Origin of the sequence: Haloarcula marina, from assembly GCF_024218775.1 — an archaeon.
Classification (GTDB): domain Archaea; phylum Halobacteriota; class Halobacteria; order Halobacteriales; family Haloarculaceae; genus Haloarcula; species Haloarcula marina.
In genome coordinates, this window is sequence record NZ_CP100404.1 from 3,047,095 (window position 1) to 3,064,841 (window position 17,747).

Below are 17,747 nucleotides of genomic sequence, written 5' to 3' on the forward strand. Positions count from 1 at the left end.
TGGAGAGTGTGATTGTAATGACCGGCCTCTCAATCCCATTGAGAAGTGATTCCGATTTTTAATAGCGTGACCCGGTCCACGGTTCAGTCTGCGAACTCTGACTGTGAAAGTAACTCTCTGATATCGTTCAATACCGATTCAACATCACGAGCAGGAACCGACTCTGAAGACGAATTAAATCGTGCCCATTCGTACAGTTCTGTGGCACGCTGTAGCGTTTTGCTTGCCGACTCCCCGAGTTCTGAGTCTGTCTGGTCTCGGTAGAACTCCCACGGTGTCTGACCGGCAGCATCCGAAGTTTGTGCGAACTGCTGTCTGAGCGCGATGTAGCCGATTCTGGCAGCCTCTTGTGGTCTATCGGCAGAGAGTCGGTCCCTGGCCTGTTCAACCAACGTTTGCGTATCGTACTCGGAAACAGGGTGGCCGGTGTCCAGCGTAACCGATTCTCGGTCAAGTTGCGAACTGACGCCAGTTCGCCGTCGTTCCCGTATCTTTCGCACACCCAGTCCCGCGCCTGCCAACACGACCAGGACACCGAGCGCTCCACCGGCCCAGAGCCCTATCGGTGGTGATGAAAGCGTCACAGACCCACCAGTACGCGATTCACGGAGATTCGTTCCGGTTCCCTCAAACTGGAATTCGAGCCTGATGGTCGATATTGAGTCGAACGGGCCCGCGGACCCGACACCACTCGGGATGGTTAGCTGCGTGTCGAAATTCCCAGCAGAACCGGTCGAGATAGTCCCCAGGACGGTACCGTTCGCGCGAACAGTGATTTCCTGGTTGGGTACTGGCTCACCGGCAGCCGTCGCAAACGACCCGCTGACACGAATCGTCCGCTCGTCAACGCGAGTCGCGTCGGCGGACAGCGTGGTCTCGGTCGCCGCGACATCAAGTGTCGTCGATCCGGTTGTGGGACGCAACGCTTGCTCATCGAATATCGCAAACACCTGTACCGTCTGTCGGCCGTCCGCAACGGACGTCGGAATCGACACGTTCCGCGCGAACGTTCCGTTGTGTGCGGTCCTGTTCGCTGCCAGCACGCGGTTACCGAGCGAGACCAGGTAGCTCACGTTGCCGGCTCCGGCCTCGGCCGTGCCAATGCGGCCCGAGACCTGAACCGTCTCGTTGTAACTGGCCTGTTCGGGCGTTACGCTGACATCCACGGTAGGCACCACGGGCGTAATCGAAACCGGAACCGATTGCGCATCGCCGAGATATAGCGACTGGTTCCCGGGGGCGTACCGGACGGTGACGGTCGTGGCATTTGCCGGAATCGTCGTCGGGCGGTAGCTGAGAGTGAACGCCCCGGTATCGTCGGTCGTCGTATTGAGCGTCTGGTTCCCGACGGCAAACGTCGCGGTATCGTTGCGAATCGGCTCTCCTGCCTCTGTAACTAACCGTCCCCGAATTACGAGCGGGTCACGGAACGAGGCCTGCCTGTCATCCGCCTCGACGGTCAACCGCGTCTCGATGAACTGTTCGTCACGGACCTCCTGCTGCGTCACGTTGACTTCTCGAACAGATTCGTTGATGGTGTCAAGCGACGCGGTGACGTTCTCGCCGGTTACCTCCGCGAGCCGTCGTTGCGAGGTGACCAGTTCGCTACGGCTCTGCTTGATAGTCTGCCACTCTCCCTCTAACTGGCGTGCGAGGTCTCGCTTGATCTCTTGACGCGACGTGTTGTTGTACTGTGAGTACTCGAAGGTCCCGTTTCTGGGCTCTTGATACAGCCCGTATAGCGTCCAGTAGCGGTCGATAGCGGTCGTCAGTTCCAGTTGGTCAGACCGGACGCGGCGGAACGCGATTGCCCGGTCGACCTGACCCGTCTCCTCGGCTACGTCAGCATACCGATTGAGCAATGACTCATACTCTGAGCCATTGAGCGCTTCCCGTGCCCGCCGGGCATCCTCCCGACTGACGTTTAGCGAGCCGCTTCGGGCTCGTGAGGCCAACCGGTCGGCCATCTGTCGTTCGAGTCCGCTCAGGTCACGCTCGCTACTGACACTGGCCGGGTCGGCATGGGTCCCTGTGTCCTCGTTCCCACCGAGTGCGGCTCCGGGGGCCACCACGCCGACGACGGTCCCCGTGATGATGACGACGGCGCTCATCACCACGAGTGCGAGGAGGGCGCGGCTCCGGAGCCGGTCGGCGGTGCTCACGCTCCCGTGTTGTCCCGTGTCGATATAAACACTCTTTCGTTCAGTCACAGCTCTCAGACCACCACGTTCAAATTCGGCCCCCTCCTGCACTCGGCCGATGGACGTAACGCGGCGGTTCTGGGCACTTGTCGGAGCCGCTCTCGCGCTGGCGGTGGTCGCGCCGCTCGTCGAGCGTCCGCTGTTGGTGCTGGGGACGGCCGGAATCGGTGGCTATCTCTTCGCCCGGCAAATGGTGTTCGTCCACCGACTCCACCGACTCGACGATAGCCTGCAAATCGACCTATCCGTTCCGCGGACGCTGCTTACGCAGGACGAGACGGTTCCCGCAATACTCCGAGGAGTATCCGCTTCGACGCCGCTCAACGTCACCGTGACGGCGACGGTTCCGGCAAGTGCCGACGGACCGCCCGAAGCCGAGCGACGGGTCAGCATCACCGGTCCTGAGACTGCGTCGGCGACGTTCGACGTGACGTGGCCCGTCGTCGGGACGATGCGGTTTGGCGCGCCGACAGTACGCGTCGTAGACCCTCACGGCTTGTTCGCCGAAACCATCGAACGCGGGCCGACCCCCGAAGTCCGCGTCGAACCACACACCGCCCGGACGCTTCACGTCGGGCAGGGTGGCGAGACGGCGCTGGCGACCTTCGGCGAGCACGCGACCGACTCGCTCGGTGAAGGTATCGACCCCGCTGAGCTGCGCAGGTACACCGCCGGAGACTCCGCGGGCGACATCGACTGGAAGGCCACGGCGCGGTTGAACGAGCCGTACGTCCGCGAGCACGAGGTGGAGACGGACCGTCGAACGATGTTGTTGGTCGACCATCGTCAGCGACTCGACACCGGGCAGCCGGGTGAGACGAAACTTGACTATCTACGGGAAGTCTCGCTAGCTCTCGCCGAACAGGCCAAGCAGTTCGACGACCCGCTGGGACTATACACCGTCGGTGACGAAGGACTCACGACCGAACTGGAGCCCTCTCTGGATGGGGAGCAGTACCGGACCATCGTGGACACGCTGTACGACCTCGAACCGTCTGGGGCGGTTGCGGAGCGAACGATGGGCGCGCGCAGTCCCGGAACCGCACAAGCCACACGAATACGGTTACAAGGCGATACATCGGCATTCGCCGCGACGCTACGGCCGTACCTTCGTGAGCGTCGCGGATACGTGAGACAGATTGCGCAGGACCCGTTGTTCTCCACGACACAAACGTACCTCTCCCGACTCGGCGGTGAGGTGTGGACGGCGATATTCACCGACGACCGCCAGCCGACCGAACTGCGCGAGGCGGTCAAAATCGCACGACAAGACGGGAACCACGTCGTCGTCTTTCTGACGCCGCACGTTCTCTTCGAGTCCGGCGCGCTCGCCGACCTCAACGACGCCTACGCGCGGTATACCGAGTTCGAGTCATTCCGCAGGGACCTCGCCGCGCTGGACCGCGTCTCGGTGTACGAGGTCGGACCGGGCGACCGACTCGCCGCAGTCCTCTCGACCGGCCGGTAGGAATCAGAACATACAACATGCCGACCTGCGCCTTAGCGAACGATGACTGACCCGAAAACGGTCGCCGGAGTGACGCTGCCGGTTCTGGTCGTCGCCCTCCTCGCGGTTGGCCACGTCGGCGCGCTACTCGTAATTGCATCGCCCCCACCACTCGCGACGGTGGCGCTGTTCGAATCGGTTCTACTAGGTGCGGTGGCACTGCTTACCATCTTCGATGACGGTTTCGGGTCGACACTCGGAGTAACCGTACTCAGCTACGTCGCTGCAACGGCTCTCGCGTGGCTAGCCGTCTCGACGGGTTCGCTGCTGGCCGTGACGCTTCTCACCGTTTTGGCGTTGGTGCTCGTCGGCTACGGCATCCACCGGTACGAACTCGTCGCGCTCGGACTCGTGGAACCAGCCGATGAGTAGCGAAGACTCCGTCGGGGCGAGGGCACCCGACGAGACCGAGACCGAAGTCACTGATGACCAGGCCACGCTACGGGCACATGTCGAACTCCTTGAAGAGGAAAACGAACGTCTGAGGAGCGAATACACGCGGGCGAGACAGAGCCAGTACCAGCGGACGGCGATTGGTCTCGGTGCCCTTGGTCTCGTTGCCGCGCTGGGCGGATTGCTGGTCCCCACGGGCCAGACCGTCCTGTTCGCACTCGGTGGAACGGGAGCATTTCTCTCCGTGTTGACGTATTATTTGACCCCCGAGCGGTTCCTTCCAGCGTCGCTCAGTCGGAGTGTCTACGAGGCGCTCGCGAGCAACGAATCAGCGCTCTCGACCGAACTCGGTCTCCGTCGCGACCGGGTGTACGTACCGACCGAATCGGTGGGCGTTCGGCTGTTCGTCCCGAAACATGCGGAGTATACCATCCCCGACGACGACGCGCTACGCGATGTGTTCGTCGTTACCGACGACGACTCGCCCCGTGGTATCTCGCTTGCACCGACAGGTGCCGGTCTGGCCGACGAGTTCGACCGAGGGATGACAACCACGGCAGCAGCGCCACGGGATATCGCCACCCAGGCGGGCGATGCGCTGGTCGAGCAGTTCGAACTCGTCGACAGCGCAACATCAGACGCCGACCCGACGGGCGGTCGAATCACTGTCGTCGTTGACGAGAGTGCCTACGGCGCGGTCGACCAGTTCGACCACCCCGTTGCCTCGTTCCTCGCGAGCGTGACCGCCCGCCGTCTCGAACAGCCGGTGACCGCCAAGACAGAACCAGCCGACGACGAGCGACGCTATCGGATTACGCTGACGTGGGACACCACAGAGGCAAGCGACGAAGCGCAGAGTGAGGACTAGCCGTCGTCAGCGTTCGTCGTGCCGCCGTCCCCGACGGCAGCGATATCGGGTTCGAGGTCGACGCGACTGCCGGGCGGGTCGACGTTCTCAACGAGGTCGGCGACAACACCGCGTGCGGTTCGGTTGCTCAACTCCGCGTCGGTGCTCAGCCCCACGCGGTGGGCCAGAATTGCCTCGGCCAGTACTTTCACGTCCTCAGGGATGACGTAGTCCCGGCCCTCGATTGCTGCGCGGGCCTTGCTGGTGTTTAGGAACGCCAACGATGCACGCGGCGACGCGCCGTGGTCAAGGTCGGGCGTCTCGCGGGTCGCAGCGACGATATCGAGGATGTACGATTTGACCGTCTCGTCGACGTACACCTCGGAGACGGCGTCGCGTGCCGCTTTGATATCTTCGGCGTCGACGACCTGTATGACGTCGTCTGCAGTCAGGTTCGGGTCAGTGTCAAACCGGTTCAATAGCTCTTCCTCTTCGTCGCGTTCGGGGAGATCAGCGGTGAGTTTTAACTGGAAGCGGTCGCGCTGGGCCTCTGGGAGTTCGTACGTTCCCTCCATCTCAATGGGGTTCTGCGTGGCGATGACGATAAAGGGGTCCGGGAGGTCGAGTGTCTCCCCCTCGATGGAGACAGTACGTTCTTGCATCGCCTCAAGCAGCGCCGACTGAGTCTTTGGCGTCGCGCGGTTTATTTCGTCGGCAACGACGACGTTTGCGAACACCGGTCCCCGCTGGAGTTCGAACTCTCCAGTCTGCTCGCGGTAAATCGACGTGCCGGTGATGTCGGCCGGGAGAATGTCCGGCGTCATCTGGATACGGTTGTACTCGAACCCGGTCGTGACGGCAAACAGGTTCGCGACCGTCGTCTTCGCGACGCCCGGGACCCCTTCGAGCAGGATGTGCCCGTCGGTCAGCAGTGCAATCGTGACGCCCTTGACGAGGGTTTCCTTGCCGATAAGGACCTCCCCCATCTCGTCTCTGATCGAGGTGTACAGGGCGGCTGGGTCGGTCATCCGTTAGGCATCCTGTCGCTGGCGTATAATGTGTTGCGACACGCGCTCGACCCGTTCGCGGTCCCAGTCGGGATGGCGCTCGCGGACGAACGCGACGACCTCTGCCTCGGTGAGCGTCCGGTCGGGCGCCGGTGGGTCGTCGCCATCGATTAGTTCGGCGAGTTCGAGTGTCGGGCGCCTGGCCCAGAGTGCCACACTACCGAGCAGCGAGAGTGCGATGACGACCTGTGCGAGCGGTGTTGCACGGACGGCCAGTAGCGCGTACGTCAGCGGCGGCAGCGGCGGTCGGTGTGAGTAATCCAGTAGTGCCGTGGTTGCATTCTGACTCACAGCTCGGGCGAACGCCGCATTCCCCTCGCGTTCGAGCATCGTGTTGGTGAAGACGCTGGCGTCGCTCACCACGATAACACGCCCTGTGCCGACAGACTCGACAGCTGCGACTGGGTACGACTGTATCGTCTCGTTGTCATCAAGCGCCCCGTTACCGTTCCGGTCGAGATACGCAACCGATGTCGTACGAACGAGCACTGTCGGCCGTTCGATGCGCTGTACCGGTCCCTCTCGCTCCGGGACGTCGAGCACGGTTCCACGATTGAGCGTCAGCGCCTCAACGTCGGTGACGAGTGCGTGCTCCGAGACGTTCGTCGCCCGGGGGAGTGTTGCGTTCCGGTAGTTCGTCTGGTCGTCAAGCACCGTCGTGCCGTTGATTCGTGTCTCAGTGTCGAGCCCCGCGAGCAGTTCGTTGGTAGTGTTCGCGCGTTCACTCGCGATGATAAGTGTGCCACCCCGCGAGACGAACTGTCGAACCCGTGTCACGTCAGTCGGGCCATAGGATTCGGTCGGCGCGAGCACGAACGCCACCTCGTTCGCGTCGGCGTCGACATAGGCGCTAGTGCTGGTCCCGATTTCTGGATCGGCACCGGTCACCGAGACCACCTCACGGAGATCAGTTCCTCCATCCCAATCTGAGTTGTACGGGCCGTAGGCGACACCCGACGTACTCATCGCGACCACGAGGGCGAGATTGCAAACGACCAGCAGACACACCAGCGCGACAGCCGGGTAGTCGGTCCAGTCCATCTATATCAGCCCCGGCGGGAGGATTTCCAAGATTCGCCTGATGACGATGTAACCAAATCCGAGTAGTCCGACGAGTATCACCCACTTCAGTCTGGACCGCCACCGCGGCGTGACGTTGATAGCCGCGGTGAGTTCCACCACGACGAGAAAGCCGATGAGCGAGATGACGAAGAAAAGTTCGAGGGTCAGCGCGCCGATTGCCGAAAGGACGACGACTGCCGCCAGCATCCACAGGGCTTGCCCGTGGACGAACTGCTGGCGGCGTCTGGTAGCCATTGCGCGGCCATTATCTATCCAACCGTTAGAAGCTATCGACACGGCGAGCCGTCGGTGAACAAAGATTTTACGCGTTGGTGGAGTACAGCGGTGACATGAAAGCTGTCGTACTCGCCGCCGGAGAAGGGACCCGGCTTCGCCCGCTCACCGAGGAGAAACCGAAGGGGATGGTCGAAGTGGCCGGGAAACCCATCCTCACACACTGTTTCGAGCAGTTAATCGACCTCGGGGCGGACGAACTCCTCGTCGTCGTCGGCTACAAGAAACAGGCAATCATCAACCACTACGAGGACGAGTTCGACGGCGTCCCCATCACCTACACACACCAACGCGAGCAAAAGGGACTGGCCCACGCCCTGCTGACCGTCGAAGAGCACATCGACGACGACTTCATGCTGATGCTCGGCGACAACATCTTCGAGGCCAACCTCCAAGACGTGGTCAATCGGCAGGCCGAGGAGCGCGCCGACGCCGCCTTCCTCGTCGAGGAAGTCCCGTGGGACGAGGCCTCCCGCTACGGGGTCTGTGACACCAACAAGTACGGTGAGATAACCAACGTCGTCGAGAAACCCGACGACCCGCCCTCTAATCTGGTGATGACCGGCTTTTACACGTTCACGCCCGCTATCTTCCACGCGTGTCACCTCGTCCAGCCCTCCGGCCGCGACGAGTACGAGATTTCGGACGCCATCGACCTTCTCTTACACTCGGGCCGGACTATCGACGCCATCCGGATGGACGGCTGGCGCAACGACATCGGCTACCCAGAAGACCGCGACACCGCAGAGGAACGGCTACAGGGCAGCGTCGACCCCGACCTCGCGGCCGACGCCATCGCCGCCGACGAGGAGTAAGCCGACCCGACGGTTTTTTGTCCGTTCCCTGACCCTATTCGAGTAATGAACATCCTCGTCACCGGTGGCGCTGGCTTCATCGGCGGCCACCTCGCCGAACGGTTCGCTCGCGACGGGCACGCGGTCACCGTCTTGGACAACTTCGACCCCTTCTACGACCTCGACATCAAGCACCACAACGTCGAGACCGGCCGTGAAGCCGCCGACGCTGGCGACGGCGCGTACGAACTCGTCGAAGGCGACGTTCGCGACGCCGACCTCGTCGCCGACCTCGTCGCCGACGCCGACTACGTCTACCATCAAGCCGCACAGGCGGGCGTCCGCCCGAGCGTCGAGAACCCCCGGAAGTACGACGAGGTCAACGCCGACGGCACGCTCAATCTGCTGGACGCCTGCCGCGACGAGGGCATCGAGCGGTTCGTGATGGCCTCCTCGTCGTCGGTGTACGGCGTCCCGCAGTACCTCCCCTACGACGAGCAACACCCGACGACGCCCGTCTCTCCCTACGGCGCGTCGAAACTCGCCGCCGAGCGCTACGCCTGCTCGTACGGCGAGGTGTACGACTTCTCCGTCGTCGCGCTGCGGTACTTCACGGTGTATGGTCCGCGGATGCGTCCGAACATGGCCATCTCGAACTTCGTCTCGCGGTGTATGAATGGCGAACCGCCGATTATCTACGGCGACGGGAAACAGACGCGTGACTTCACTTTCATCGAGGATATCGTCGAGGCGAACGTCACCCTCCTGGACGAAGACGCCGCCGACGGCGAGGCGATGAACATCGGGTCGACGGACAACATCGAAATCAAGACGCTCGCCGAGGAGATTCGCGACCAACTCGCGCCCGACCTAGACCTGGTCTACGAGGAGCGCCACGACGCCGACGCCGAACACACTCACGCCAGCACGGAGAAGGCGCGTGACCGCATCGGCTACGAGGCCGACCACACCATCCGAGAGGGCGTCGCGAAGTTCATCGACTGGTACCGGGAGAACCGCGAGTGGTACGAACCGCTGGTCCGGCGGTCCTGACGGGCAGACAGATGGAGTAGCGGCTCTGTCGAAATCCTCGAATGAACTCCGAGCGGACGCGACTCGGGTGAGCGACGCTTCGTCCCCGTGTCAGTGGTGGTCGTGGCCCGTCCCACCGCTGGACTCCGATACCGTCGGATGCGCGCCCTCGAACTCCTCTGCGTTCGACTCGAACCGCCGTTTGCAGTATTCCGAGCAGAAGTGGTAGGTCGTCTCGTCACGAGAGACACTCGGCCCCGTCTCGTCGGTACGCATCCCACAGACTGGGTCGCGGAACTTCCCAGGGGCACCGAGACCACGCCGGTAGACGTACAGCAGGAATCCGGAGAGGGCAAACGCAACGAAGTTCAGGTAGAACGTGTAGTTCAGTTCGAAGTAGGTCTGTTCGGTCGCCGTCTGCCCGCCCGCTAGGTTCGGGACGATTCCGAGGGCGTCGAACAGCAGTTCCATGAGGAACCCCGTGAACGCCATCGTCACGAAGAACACGCCGAGGATATAGAGCATCACCTTCCAGCCGTAGTACTTCCGGTAGACGTTCAGGACGGGCACAGTGATGAGGTCGGCGTAGACGAACGCAATGACCCCCGCAAAACTGATGCCGCCGCCCCACAGCGCCACCGCGAACGGGACGTTACCCATACTCCCGACGAAACTCACCACGGCGATGGCGACGCCCATAACGGCATTCTCGGCGGTCACGAATAGACCATCACCCTGTATGAAAAGCGCGTTCCACACCGACTGCGGAACGAACACGATGACGAAGCCGGAGATGAGGAAACCCGCGACGATATCCGTCCAGATCATCGACCACTCCTTGCGGTACTGGTTCCCGAATTTGTACCATCCGCCCCACGAGCGCAGTTCCTCACGCCACCCCCCATAGCTGGCTGCTTCCTGCCGATAGGTCTCCAGACAGCCCGCCGAGCAGAACTGGAGCGTCTCATCGCCGTCTGTCCTGAGCGTGTACGCTTCGGTGCCCTCTAGTCCGCAGGTCGGGTCTACGGTGACGCCCGCCTCTCGGTCGCGCGCTGTGAGTTCCTCACGCACCCGGTCGAACAGCGCGTCGGGAAGCGTCAGACGAACGATGACCGCCATCACGACGATGAGGACGAGGCCACCCAGCAGTTCCGCGACGAGGAACTCCCACCCCAGTAGGAGCCAGATCATCAGGCCGAGTTCGACGATGAGGTTCGTTGAGGCGAACATGAACGCGAGGACGTTCACGACGTGGGCACCCTTCTTGAACAGGCCCTTGCCGATGGCGACGGCGCCGAAACTGCACCCGCTACTGGCCGCGCCGAACGCCGTCGCCTTCACGATGGCGCCAGCGTCTCCCTCGCCGAGGACAGTCGCCATCCGCTCTTTCGAGACGTACACCTGCACGAAACTGGTAACGAACAGTCCGAGAACGATGGCCCACGCTGCCGTCCAGAGGAATCCCACACCGATTCTGAGCGCCTCGAAGACGCCGCTGACGAGTGTGGTGACCATATGTAAATTGACGTAGGCATCGGACTTGTCGATTCCTACTGTAAAACTGAGGTTCCAAGCGCGGTTACCACATGATTCGAAAGTTGAAAATCCACCACTACGCTTCGAACAGTCGGTCTGGAAGTTGCAAGACGCGTCGGCGGGCGGAGCGAGCGTCGTATGCTCGTAATTCTATCCCCTACACGTGACTTTGGATTCGAAGGGGAAACTGGGAAAGTGCGTTGGACCGTATATCCACCAGTATGCCGACCACCATCACCGTCGACGGGATGTCCTGCGGGCACTGCGAGCAGACAGTCGCCGATGCCATCGAGGCCGTCTCCGGGGTGACCCGCGTCACGGTCGACCGCACCGCCGGGACGGCGACGGTCGAAGGTGAGGCCGATTCGAAGGCCCTCGCGGCTGCCGTTGAGGACGCTGGGTACGAGGCCTCGGCTTGAGTCACCCCCGGCTGGACGTATCGGACACCGACTACTACGACACGACGAGACCACCCATGACATGGAATGATTCCCTCTCCAGCACGCTATTGATCGTCCTCGGTGCCATCCTGCTCCTCCCGGTACTGGGGATGGTGGTGATGATGCCGATGATGGGGATGTGGGGCTGGGGCCACATGGCCGACACCGGGATGTGGGGTACCGGAGGCGGGTCGTTGATATGGATGGTGATGTGGCTCGTCCCGCTGGCCGTTCTCGGCGGCCTCGGCTACCTGTTCTACCGCGTCCTCGGCGGGACGGTCGACGAGTCCGCAGACCCTGCGCTCGACGAACTCCGCCTCGCCTACGCTCGCGGTGACCTCTCGGACGAGGAGTTCGAGCGCCGTCGGCAACGGCTCACCGAGTCGGAGTGACGCCGATGGCTCACGACCGCGCCTCACACGCCGACGCGGAACACGCCCACCACGCCCATCACGAGCGGCCGACAGACCGAGCGTGCCCCGGGTGTCGGGTGTGTGACTGCTACCGCACGGCCGCCGACGACCTGGAGAGCGACGAGCATGCGGGACACGCCGACCACACGGCGGGTACCCCCGGGGACGACGGCCATGGTGGCGGCCACGACCACGGCGCGATGGTCGACCACTCCGGCCACGAGGCGATGTTCAGACGCCGGTTCCTCGTCTCGTTCGTACTGGCGATTCCCGTCCTCTACTACAGTCCGTCTCTCCAGTCATGGCTCGGATTCACCGCCATCGAATTCCCCGGGAGCGAGTTTATCGCCCTCGTCTTCGGCGTCCTCGTCTTCGCCTACGGCGGCGTCCCGTTCCTCCGGATGGGGGCTGTAGAAGCACGTAACCGCGAGCCGGGGATGATGTTGCTCATCTCGCTGGCCATCACCGTCTCGTTCGTCTACAGCCTTGCAGTCGTCGTGTTCGGCGTCGGTGAGCCGTTCTTCTGGGAACTGGTCACGCTCATCGTTATCTTCCTGCTCGGTCACTGGATAGAGATGCGGAGCGTCCGGCAAGCCTCGGGCGCACTCGACGAACTGGCCGACCTGCTGCCCGACATCGCAGAACGGGTGACCGAGTCGGGCGATACAGAGGAGGTGGGGGTCGCCGACCTCGCTGCGGGTGACCTCGTCCTCGTCCGGCCGGGGGCGAACGTCCCCGCTGACGGCGTCGTCGAAGACGGGGAGTCGACGGTCAACGAGGCGCTGGTCACCGGCGAGTCCGCACCCGTCGAGAAGACATCGGGTGACGAGGTTATCGGCGGGACGACCAACCGGAGCGGGAGTCTCCGGGTGAGGGTGACTGCGACCGGCGAGGAGACGACCCTCTCAGGTATCATGCGCCTCGTCGAGGAGGCACAGCAGAGTCGGTCACGGACGCAAGTGCTAGCCGACCGCGCGGCCGGGTGGCTGTTCTACGGGGCGCTCGGGGCGGCCGTCGTCACCGCCGTCGCGTGGACGGTCGCCGTCGGCTTCGGCCTCACCGTGGTCGAACGGGTGGTCGCCGTCCTCGTCATCGCCTGTCCGCACGCGCTCGGACTGGCCGTCCCGCTGGTCGTCGCGATCAACACCTCACTGGCTGCCCGCAACGGGATACTCGTCCGCGACCGCATCGCCATGGAGGCGGCTCGAAACCTCGACATCGTAGTCTTCGATAAGACCGGGACACTCACGAAAGGCGAACAGGGCGTCGTCGAGGTGGCGACGACCGAAGACTGGAGCGAGGACGACGTGGTGCGACTGATGGCCGCTGCTGAGGGCGACTCCGAACACATGATTGCGGCGGCCATCCGCGACCATGCAGCGGAACGCGACCTCGCCGTCCCGGAGGCGCACGGATTCGAGGCGCTGGAGGGGCGCGGCGTCCGCGCGACGGTCGAGACAGACTCTGCACTCCTTGGTGCTGAGGGGGGCAAGGCCGAGGAGACGGTGTTCGTCGGCGGCCCGAACCTGCTACGTGAATTGGACATCGACCCGGAGAAGGCCATCACGTCGTTCGCCGAGGAGATGGGAGCGCTCGGCCGCGGCGTCGTCTACCTCGTCCACGAGACACGAGTGGTCGGTGCCGTGGCACTCGCTGATGTCGTCCGCGAGGAGAGCCGAAAGGCCATCGATGCGCTTCACGCGATGGACATCGAGGTGGCGATGCTGACCGGTGACTCCGAGGCGGTCGCTCGCGCGGTAGCTGAGGACCTCGGTATCGACACGTACTTCGCCGAGGTGTTGCCCGAGGACAAGGACGAGAAGATCGTCGAGCTCCAGCGCGCCGGGCAGCTGGTGGCGATGGTCGGCGACGGCGTGAACGACGCGCCAGCGCTGACCCGTTCGGACGTAGGTATCGCTATCGGCTCCGGTACCGACGTGGCCGTCGAGTCCGCAGACGTCGTCCTCGTGGAGAATGACCCGCGAGACGTGGTAGCCCTCATACGTCTCAGCAAGCAGAGCTACCGCAAGATGCAGGAAAACCTCGTGTGGGCTGCTGGCTACAACGTGTTCGCAGTGCCGCTGGCCGCGGGTATCTTGGCCCCGGTGGGTATCCTTCTCTCGCCCGCGCTTGGCGCCGTTTTGATGTCTGCGAGTACGGTCATCGTAGCGGTGAACGCACAGCTCCTGCGACGGGCGGATATCCGACTGCAGGACGGGACAGAAGTCGCCGGTCGGCGATGAGTGGTGGCGGCTGAGTTCGTCGGCATCGCGTTCTTCTGTAGCGTGGCCATCCTCGGCCTGTGGGTCTGGCCCCCGTTGTGGATACTCGGCTACGTCGGCCACGCCGTTTGGGACACGCTCCACCACCCCGAGACAGGATTCGGCACGGAGATTGTCGGATGGTACGTCCCGTTCTGTGTAATCTACGACGTTGCGGTCGCCGGATATCTGGCGGCGGTGTATTTCGGGTGAGCATTGGGCGTCCGGTGTCGGCACCCAGTGGTATCCGACAATCTTCCAACGCCAACCCTGGAGACACACGCAGCAGACCGCGAACCCGCTGCCAACAGATGGCGTCGACGTGTCAGAGGGCCTTTCGAGGCAGGCGTGAGATGGCACGCCACAGCCACGACACGCGCCGGTGACGACCGAGACGCCCCCGCTATTCAGCACGACCCCGACTATCAGCGAGTGCGGGTTTCAACAGAGCCACCAATTCCTATCTCGGTGCCGAGTTTCTCTGCCCCGAAGCGCTACCCTCAACACCGCCCCTCACATACGCGGATCCATGTGGCCCTGGGGACACGCCGCCGTCGGATACCTCCTGTACGCACTCCTCGTCCGGTCGAACGGACGGACACCGGCCGGGTCGTCGGTCATCGCGCTGGGACTCGGGACGCAGTTTCCCGACCTCGTCGACAAACCGCTCGGGTGGACACTGGGCCTGTTGCCCGGCGGGCGCTCGCTGGCGCACTCGTTGCTGACCCTGACCGTCCTCGCGGCGGTCCTGTGGTACGTCGGCCATCGGTATCGACGGCAGGACCTCACGTTCCCCTTCCTTTTCGGAAGTGTCTCGCACGTCCTCTCGGACGGCCTGTACGCCGCTCTCGAAGGCAACTACGGCGACCTGTCCTACCTGCTGTGGCCGGTGTTACCGGTCCCGGAGGCAGACGTCGAACAGAGCTTTCTCGCCCACTTCGCGGAGTTGACCCTCAGTTCGACGGTCACCTTCGAGATAGTGCTGTTCGTCGCGGCAACGGTCATCTGGGTCGTCGACGGCGCACCCGGCCTCTGGACGCTCCACGCGGCCGGAAAGGAGTTCGCAACGCGGCTTGCCAGCGACGGGTAGGGCTCTCCTAACTCTCGTTGTCAACCGTGATAGTCGGCCCGGTGGACTTATTTTTAGGGACCAAAGAGAGGTAAACGATGAGAAGTGGGTGGCGTTACCGTCTCGCTGGCGTCGGCGGGGCGGTGCTGGCGACGATGCTCGCCGTAGCCGTCGCTTACTCGCCACCCGTCCAGCAGTTCGTGACGTTGCTCCCCGTCGTCGGTGACCTCCCTATCGAGGCCGCGACGGGACGAGAACTGCTGTTCGAAGGACTGACCGCGGCGACTGTCGTGACGCTGGCGTTCGCGCCGCTGTATAAGCCACAACCGCGCCGATTGCTGGATACGTGGATGCTCGGCGTCCAGCGGACCGGCATCGCCGTCCTCGCGCTGGCGACGGTCGGCTACTTCGATTACACCTATCAGCTACCGCGGGCCACGCTCCTCGTCGCGAGTTCGGTGGTCGTCGTCGCGTTACCGCTGTACTTCGTCGGTATCCGTCGTCGGCCGACGACCGGCGGGCGGACCGTCGTCGTCGGCAACAGTCCCGACCGGGTCGCAACCGTCCTCGACGACGTGGAAGACGACGTGCTCGGCTACGTCGCTCCCAGCGTCGTGGCGGCGGTGCGGGCCGACGAACGGGCCGTTCTCGGGTATACCGACGGGGGTCGCGTCGAAGCGCTGGACGACATCCCCTGCCTCGGTGGCCTGCCGAAACTGGACACCATCCTCGTCGAGTACGACGTGGAGACGGCGGTGTTGGCGTTCGGCCAACCCGACCGGACCGCCTTTTTCGGTGCGCTGACCGTCTGCTACGAACACGGCGTGACGGCGAAAGCTCACCGCGACCACGCCGACGCGGTGCTGACCCGGGGCATCGGCGGCGACCGACTGGTCGAAATCGACCTCGACCCGTGGGACGTACAAGACAGAGTGTTCAAACGCGCCTTCGACATCTTGTTCGCGGGCGTCGGCCTCCTCCTGTTGTCGCCCCTCGCCGCGGCAATCGCAGCGGCCGTCAAACTGAACGACGGCGGTCCGGTGTTCTACCGACAGGAGCGGACGGCGACGCTCGGCGAGACGTTCACCGTCGCGAAGTTCCGGACGATGATTCCCGACGCCGAGCGAGCGACGGGCGCGACCATCTCGGCGGCCGACGCGGGCGAGGTCGACCCCCGGGTGACCAATATCGGTCGCCTCCTCCGAACCACCCACTTAGACGAGATTCCGCAGTTGATGGCCGTCCTTCGGGGCGACATGAGCGTCGTCGGCCCGCGACCCGAACGCCCGGAACTCGACGCCGACATCGAAGCCGACCTGCGGGAGTGGCGCAGTCGCTGGTTCGTCAAACCGGGGCTGACCGGCCTCGCGCAGATACGCGGCGTCACCGGGCACGACCCGCAACGGAAACTCCAGTTGGACATCGAGTACATCCGCAACCAATCCGTCGCGTTCGACGTGAAAATCGTCGTCAGACAGCTGTATCAGGTGGGAAATGACGCTGTCGGCTACCTTCGTCGGCGAGTCGCCGATGTGGAAAGCTAGTCGTTTCGAGGAAGCGAAACAGCCATACGCCGACACTGAAAGGGATATGTCATGACCGATACCGACGGCCCTGGACGCGTCATCGACGGCGAGGGCCGGCTGTTCGGTGTCATCAACGTCGTCGACGCTCTGGTCGTGGCCGTCCTCTTATCGGCCGTTCTCGCCGGGGCGGGACTCGTTCTCGGCGGGCCCGATAATTCCTCCCCGGACGAGCCAACCCGCTACGCGACCTTCGCGTATGCGGTCCCACTACCGAGCGACGCTACGGGCCTCGAAACGGGTGATACTCTCGACGCCGCACCCGCTGGCGACCCGATGGACGTGGTGGCCGTTACCCGGAGCGTCACGCCGGACGGCGAGGCCTACCTCGTTGCCCGCGTCGCGTACACCGGCGACCTCTCCGGCGAGTGGGTGTGGGGCGACGGCCTCCTCCGAGACCAGCAGCGCCCGTTGTACGGTGGCGACGAGACGGAAGTGATGACCCACGGACACCGAACCCGTGCCGACATCCTCGCTATCGACCAGACGGACACGGCGCTCCCGACCACCCGCGTCGGCGTCACTATCGCCGTGAACGAGAGCGTCGCGGACTCGGTCGCACCCGGAACGGACGTGCGTGTCAGCGGCGACCACGTCGCGACCATCGAGCGTATCGCCGACGAACCGACCGACGACGGCACGCGCGAAATCTCCCTCGAACTCACGGCGTGGAACCGAAGCGGGACGCCGTGGTTCGGCGGACGGGCGCTCCGCGTCGACAACCGCATCGCCGTCGTCACCGACGACGCCGTCCTCGCGGGTCGTCTCCAGCGAGTCGGGACGGCCAACACTTCACAGGGATGATTGACGGCTCCGACCCCGAGGACGGAGCGGTACGCACGGCGCTTCGCCGCTCGTGGCTCAGAGCCGTTCCGCGCGCCGTGCGCTCGCTCTACCGATTGGGTACGCGTGCCAGCGAGACATCCGTCTCGGTTGGCGCTATCGAGAACACGACTGACCGAGCGGCGGCCGTCACCGCTCGGTCGGCGTTCGTTCAGTGGTTCACCACCGAACCGGAACCAGCGACGGTGGTCGTGGACCTCGAACGGACGCGGACTGTCGGGCCGATAATTCGATTCTTCGAACCGGGATACCGGGCGCTCGTCCGGGTGTCACGAACCTCGACACTGTGCACAAGCGTACGTCGTGGGGCGAAGGCCACTCATCCGTTGCATGCTGTCGTCGCGGACAGCAGAGTGTGGGCGCTGGCGAAGCGACTGTTGACACCGCCCGACGACGACAGATAGT

18 protein-coding genes are annotated in these 17,747 nt (G+C 63.7%); 13 read left to right on the forward strand and 5 right to left on the reverse strand.

Annotation, left to right across the window (positions count from 1 at the left end):
- Positions 1 to 83 precede the first annotated feature (83 nt).
- On the reverse strand, positions 84 to 2,162 hold the full coding sequence (locus tag NJQ44_RS16055) for a hypothetical protein (protein ID WP_254272340.1): 2,079 nt from the start codon (positions 2,160 to 2,162) through the stop codon (positions 84 to 86).
- Positions 2,163 to 2,259: 97 nt separating this feature from the next.
- On the opposite strand from NJQ44_RS16055, the gene NJQ44_RS16060 reads away from it, so the two are divergent.
- The 3 genes from NJQ44_RS16060 to NJQ44_RS16070 are packed head-to-tail and all read left to right on the forward strand — an operon-like array spanning position 2,260 to position 4,969.
- Positions 2,260 to 3,669, forward strand: a complete 1,410-nt coding sequence (locus tag NJQ44_RS16060; RefSeq protein WP_254272341.1) for a DUF58 domain-containing protein — start codon at positions 2,260 to 2,262, stop codon at positions 3,667 to 3,669.
- A 42-nt stretch (positions 3,670 to 3,711) separates the two neighbouring features.
- Positions 3,712 to 4,080: a DUF8163 family membrane protein gene (locus NJQ44_RS16065; RefSeq protein WP_254272342.1), complete on the forward strand. Its 369-nt coding sequence runs from the start codon at positions 3,712 to 3,714 to the stop codon at positions 4,078 to 4,080.
- A complete protein-coding gene (locus NJQ44_RS16070; RefSeq protein WP_254272343.1) occupies positions 4,073 to 4,969 on the forward strand; it encodes a DUF7982 domain-containing protein in 897 nt (298 codons plus the stop codon). Before NJQ44_RS16065 ends, NJQ44_RS16070 begins: the two co-directional genes overlap by 8 nt.
- Here NJQ44_RS16070 and NJQ44_RS16075 read toward each other — a convergent pair.
- The 3 genes from NJQ44_RS16075 to NJQ44_RS16085 are packed head-to-tail and all read right to left on the reverse strand — an operon-like array spanning position 4,966 to position 7,332.
- Positions 4,966 to 5,976 (reverse strand): AAA family ATPase, encoded by a 1,011-nt coding sequence (locus NJQ44_RS16075; protein WP_254272344.1) that lies wholly within the window; start codon positions 5,974 to 5,976, stop codon positions 4,966 to 4,968. The genes NJQ44_RS16070 and NJQ44_RS16075 overlap by 4 nt on opposite strands.
- Before the next feature lie 3 nt (positions 5,977 to 5,979).
- The gene (locus NJQ44_RS16080; RefSeq protein WP_254272345.1) at positions 5,980 to 7,056 is read right to left on the reverse strand and encodes a DUF4350 domain-containing protein; all 1,077 of its coding nucleotides are present in this window, start codon (positions 7,054 to 7,056) and stop codon (positions 5,980 to 5,982) included.
- Complete coding sequence (locus NJQ44_RS16085; RefSeq protein WP_254272346.1) at positions 7,057 to 7,332, reverse strand: DUF8044 family membrane protein; 276 nt, start codon at positions 7,330 to 7,332, stop codon at positions 7,057 to 7,059.
- Between the two features lie 95 nt (positions 7,333 to 7,427).
- Here NJQ44_RS16085 and aglF point away from each other — a divergent pair, with 95 nt between their 5' ends.
- Both aglF and NJQ44_RS16095 read left to right on the forward strand, forming a co-directional pair.
- Positions 7,428 to 8,186, forward strand: coding sequence for a UTP--glucose-1-phosphate uridylyltransferase AglF (aglF, locus tag NJQ44_RS16090; RefSeq protein WP_254272347.1), 759 nt, complete (start codon positions 7,428 to 7,430; stop codon positions 8,184 to 8,186).
- 45 nt (positions 8,187 to 8,231) lie between these two features.
- Entirely contained in the window at positions 8,232 to 9,218 is a 987-nt protein-coding gene (locus tag NJQ44_RS16095; protein ID WP_254272348.1) for an SDR family oxidoreductase, read from the forward strand.
- 90 nt (positions 9,219 to 9,308) lie between these two features.
- Here the strand turns inward: NJQ44_RS16095 and NJQ44_RS16100 are convergent, their stop codons facing one another.
- Complete coding sequence (locus NJQ44_RS16100; protein ID WP_254272349.1) at positions 9,309 to 10,712, reverse strand: permease; 1,404 nt, start codon at positions 10,710 to 10,712, stop codon at positions 9,309 to 9,311.
- A 242-nt stretch (positions 10,713 to 10,954) separates the two neighbouring features.
- On the opposite strand from NJQ44_RS16100, the gene NJQ44_RS16105 reads away from it, so the two are divergent.
- The 8 genes from NJQ44_RS16105 to NJQ44_RS16140 all read left to right on the forward strand — a co-directional run bounded on the left by NJQ44_RS16105 (position 10,955) and on the right by NJQ44_RS16140 (position 17,746).
- Positions 10,955 to 11,152, forward strand: a complete 198-nt coding sequence (locus tag NJQ44_RS16105; protein ID WP_254272350.1) for a heavy-metal-associated domain-containing protein — start codon at positions 10,955 to 10,957, stop codon at positions 11,150 to 11,152.
- Positions 11,153 to 11,208: 56 nt separating this feature from the next.
- Positions 11,209 to 11,565 (forward strand): SHOCT domain-containing protein, encoded by a 357-nt coding sequence (locus NJQ44_RS16110; protein WP_254272351.1) that lies wholly within the window; start codon positions 11,209 to 11,211, stop codon positions 11,563 to 11,565.
- Positions 11,566 to 11,570: 5 nt separating this feature from the next.
- Positions 11,571 to 13,829, forward strand: a complete 2,259-nt coding sequence (locus NJQ44_RS16115) for a heavy metal translocating P-type ATPase (protein WP_348533064.1) — start codon at positions 11,571 to 11,573, stop codon at positions 13,827 to 13,829.
- A 3-nt stretch (positions 13,830 to 13,832) separates the two neighbouring features.
- Positions 13,833 to 14,060: a hypothetical protein gene (locus NJQ44_RS16120; RefSeq protein ID WP_254272352.1), complete on the forward strand. Its 228-nt coding sequence runs from the start codon at positions 13,833 to 13,835 to the stop codon at positions 14,058 to 14,060.
- A gap of 316 nt (positions 14,061 to 14,376) precedes the next feature.
- Positions 14,377 to 14,937, forward strand: coding sequence for a metal-dependent hydrolase (locus NJQ44_RS16125; protein WP_254272353.1), 561 nt, complete (start codon positions 14,377 to 14,379; stop codon positions 14,935 to 14,937).
- Between the two features lie 77 nt (positions 14,938 to 15,014).
- Entirely contained in the window at positions 15,015 to 16,460 is a 1,446-nt protein-coding gene (locus NJQ44_RS16130) for a sugar transferase (RefSeq protein WP_254272354.1), read from the forward strand.
- 51 nt (positions 16,461 to 16,511) lie between these two features.
- Positions 16,512 to 17,303 carry a DUF4330 family protein gene (locus tag NJQ44_RS16135; protein WP_254272355.1) on the forward strand — a complete coding sequence of 264 codons (792 nt, stop codon included), beginning with the start codon at positions 16,512 to 16,514 and terminating at the stop codon, positions 17,301 to 17,303.
- Positions 17,300 to 17,746 (forward strand): hypothetical protein, encoded by a 447-nt coding sequence (locus NJQ44_RS16140; protein ID WP_254272356.1) that lies wholly within the window; start codon positions 17,300 to 17,302, stop codon positions 17,744 to 17,746. Before NJQ44_RS16135 ends, NJQ44_RS16140 begins: the two co-directional genes overlap by 4 nt.
- The last annotated feature ends 1 nt before the right edge of the window (position 17,747 follow it).